Raw genomic sequence first — 3,041 nt, 5'->3', positions numbered from 1 at the left:
CATCGAACCGGGCACGATGACGGGCTCGCCCCACATGGCGTACGGTCCCGTCTCGGCGAAGCCGCCGGCCGGAGTGGCTCCCTTGCGGTGCACCACGCGAGCGTCGTCGGCCCAGAACAGGTTGTGCGGCGCGTCGTACACCAGCCGGGACGACATCTCGCCGCACACCGCCGCCAGCGCTGACCGCATCATCAGGGCGAGGAAGAACCGGTTGCCCACAGCGAAGTTGGCCGCGTTGCCGAAGGCATCGAGATAGCGGCGGCGAGCGGGCTCAGACCGCTCGTCGAGCAGGAAGGGCATGATCCCGTTGCCGGGCATCGGCAGGTTCGCCGGCCAGACGGAGCGGACCCGGCTGCGGCCGGTGTCGTTGGCCTGGTGGCCGAGCGACAGTGACCCGCTGTGCACCATGAGGACGACCGCCCCCGCGGACAGCCCCCACGCGTAGGCGGCGGGCGCGTTGTGGATCGCTGAGACGTACTGCAACTCGGCGAAGTGGTTGCCGCCGCCCAGGCTGCCGATGATGCTGTCGTAGCTCGCGCCGCCGGCGCTGCGGATCCAGTCGGCGAAGGCGTCGGCCGTGGACGCGGGATGACACGGGGCATGCAGGCGGTCGCGGCCGTCCACGAGGTCCTGCGGCCGCACGTGCCGCCAGAGCCCGTCGCCGGTGTCGCGGCGGGCGTCCAGCAGCCCGGGCAGCCCGCCCCGGAGCAGCGCCTCGCGCTGGGCGGCGGTGAGGGCGATCTGCCGGCCGCCTTCGAAGAACGCGTGCCTGAGGCGGCGTTCGAGGGCGTCGAGGCGGGGACGGACCTGCTCGGCGCGGAGCGAGGTCGTCTCCAGCCGCATACCGCAGTTCACGTCGTTGCCGACCGCCTGCGGGATCAGTGCACCCTCGGTCTCGATGACCGTGCCGATGGGGATGCCGGCGCCCTTGTGGAAGTCAGGGGTGAGGACGACACGGGTGATGCGCGGCTCGGGGCCGGACGGGCCGGGGGCCGCCTCGGCCATCCGCCGCAGGGTGACGGCGGTCTCGAGCACGGTGAGGACCTCGTCGACGGCACTGCTCTCCAGCGGTACGTCGACGCCGGCGCAGATGTCGACGGGGACGCCCCAGGGATTGGGGAGGTGAAGCCAGTGGTCGTCGGTACGGACAAGGCGCGGATCTTGGCGCGCGGTCATGGGGACCTTCCAGGGTGCTGAACGTGGAATCGCCGGCGCGGACGCGGCGATGGCGAGGATCGAGCGGGCGTGCCGCCGGGAGCGGGCGTGGCCCACGCGCGGGCGGAATGCCGCCATGGACGGGTGACCGCTCCGAGCGGGGATGCCGCTGCGGGCGGAGGCGCCGCCGTTTCACCTGCGGTTCAGCAGCCGCGAGGTCGTTTTGGATCTTAGTGGCGTGGCGTGCTCGCGCCAACCGGTTTCCCGCCAGGCCCCGCGCCCGGTCGCCGGATCATCGGTTCACGGGGCGGGTTCGCCGAGATAGCGAGTCACGATACGGGCGATCAGCCGGGCCACTGTCTCGGGTGGTTCGGCGGGCAGGACGACGTGGCTGAGCGTGAGCCGCACCGCGGCGTCGGCGATCTCGGCCACGGTGTCGCGATCGAGGCCTGGCCACTGGCTCACCGCGTGGTCGATGATGCGGGCGCGAGCGGCGAACAGCAGGGGATCGGCCTGCGTGGTGAAGAGCGGCAGCAGGTCCCCGCCGTCCGCGCCGGTGAGGATGGCCTTCTTGAGCGGGTCGTCGGACGCGGTCTTGAGAGTGTAGGTCACCGCGGCGGCGACGGCCGAGCACAGGTCCTCGTGGCGTGACAGGGCGTCGTCGACACCGTCCAGATAGGCGTCGTTGTCGCGGAGCACGACCGCCTGCGCGAGCCCCCATTTGTCGCTGAACTCGTTGTAGACGGTCTGCCTGCTCACGCCCACCGCGTCCGCCACGTCCTGCATGCGCAGGCGTTTGTAGCCGCGCCGGGCGAGCAACTCGGCCGCGGCTTCGAGCAGTTCGTCACGCAAAGACCGCTCTCGCCCTGCGCCCATGTCGCCTTCGCCTCCTCACTGACCTGGCCCCCTGGCTCGGACTCCCGCCGGGGACGGATGCCAAGCGAATAGCGTGACGATCAGCGAGTCAAGCCCGAATGACACAGACCGACCGCGCCGCGTGACATCGGCCGGACACGCCTGGGGAATCCGGGGCGCTGACGGCCCGACGGCGGTCGAGGCGGTCAGCGGCTCGTACTGAGCAGCCCTTGGGCCTTGCGGGCGGCCTGGGCCACCGCGACCTCCCCGGGTTCGGTCAGCGGATTGCCCCCGAGCGCGTACGCCAGCAACCGGACCGCCTCGGAGAGGGTGGCCGTCCTGGCCTCCAGTTCACGGATGCGCTCCTCCAGCGCGGCCCGCGACGGCCCGCGGGCCCCGAAGGCTATCTGCCTGCTCATACTGCGCTCCTCGTATCCCCTCAATGTCCCTTCAACGGTGCTGGAAGGACCCGGTCCCCTTCCAGGGTCCGTTGTGCGGTGCCCTGCTCCGCAGGGACCTTCGTCACCTTCGGCGCGGCGTGCGGCCCAATTCGCGGCGTTCCTCCAGACCATGGGCCGCGCATGTCCGGGACGGAGGTCACCGAGAGCCGACGCGGCGCGATTCATCCGGTCGTCCCCGTCACAAAGTGCCGTCACAGACCTGACGGCCGGCGGCCTGCGGGACCTTGGTCACCGCACCGCGGTCCGCAGGGCCCTATCCCGTCCGGCCGAGTGCGCGAAGGGTGGTGAGCGGAGCCGAGGAACGGAGGGGGATCCCATGTCCTTCACCGGAATCGACAGTCTCCGCCGGGCCGTTCGCACGGCGGACCGCCGGCCCCGTGGTGCGCGGCCGGCCCCGGGCGCCGATGCGAGAACGGCGCCGTCATGACGATGGAGACCGGCCGGCTCACCGAGTTGATGGGGATGCGATGCCGTCATCCGGATGTGCTGTCGGTGTACCTCGGGCTCGACCCTGACCCGTCCGTTCTGCGCAGTGTTCCCGCCCGCCTCGACGCGGTCTTCGGGGAGCTC

The 3,041-nt window shown here is 71.5% G+C and carries 3 protein-coding genes; all 3 read right to left on the bottom strand.

The features are described 5' to 3' along the window. Positions 1 to 1,176 (bottom strand): RtcB family protein (locus tag HKK72_RS38095; RefSeq protein WP_187239241.1); only part of this gene is annotated, 1,176 nt, incomplete at its 3' end. Positions 1,177 to 1,455: 279 nt separating this feature from the next. Continuing rightward, positions 1,456 to 2,031, bottom strand: a complete 576-nt coding sequence (locus HKK72_RS38090; RefSeq protein WP_187239240.1) for a TetR family transcriptional regulator — start codon at positions 2,029 to 2,031, stop codon at positions 1,456 to 1,458. A 185-nt stretch (positions 2,032 to 2,216) separates the two neighbouring features. After that, positions 2,217 to 2,429 (bottom strand): hypothetical protein, encoded by a 213-nt coding sequence (locus HKK72_RS38085; RefSeq protein ID WP_187239239.1) that lies wholly within the window; start codon positions 2,427 to 2,429, stop codon positions 2,217 to 2,219. Positions 2,430 to 3,041: the final 612 nt, after the last annotated feature.

The organism is Actinomadura sp. HBU206391, from assembly GCF_014323665.1.
GTDB lineage: Bacteria > Actinomycetota > Actinomycetes > Streptosporangiales > Streptosporangiaceae > Actinomadura_C.
The sequence above is the reverse complement of the archived record's forward strand: the minus strand, read 5'-3'. Positions and strand labels throughout refer to the sequence as shown.

Coding starts and splice junctions, on each gene's coding strand:
- HKK72_RS38090 (WP_187239240.1), bottom strand. CDS start 2,031: ATGGGCGCAGGGCGAGAGCGGTCTTTGCGTGACGAACTGCTCGAAGCC.
- HKK72_RS38085 (WP_187239239.1), bottom strand. CDS start 2,429: ATGAGCAGGCAGATAGCCTTCGGGGCCCGCGGGCCGTCGCGGGCCGCG.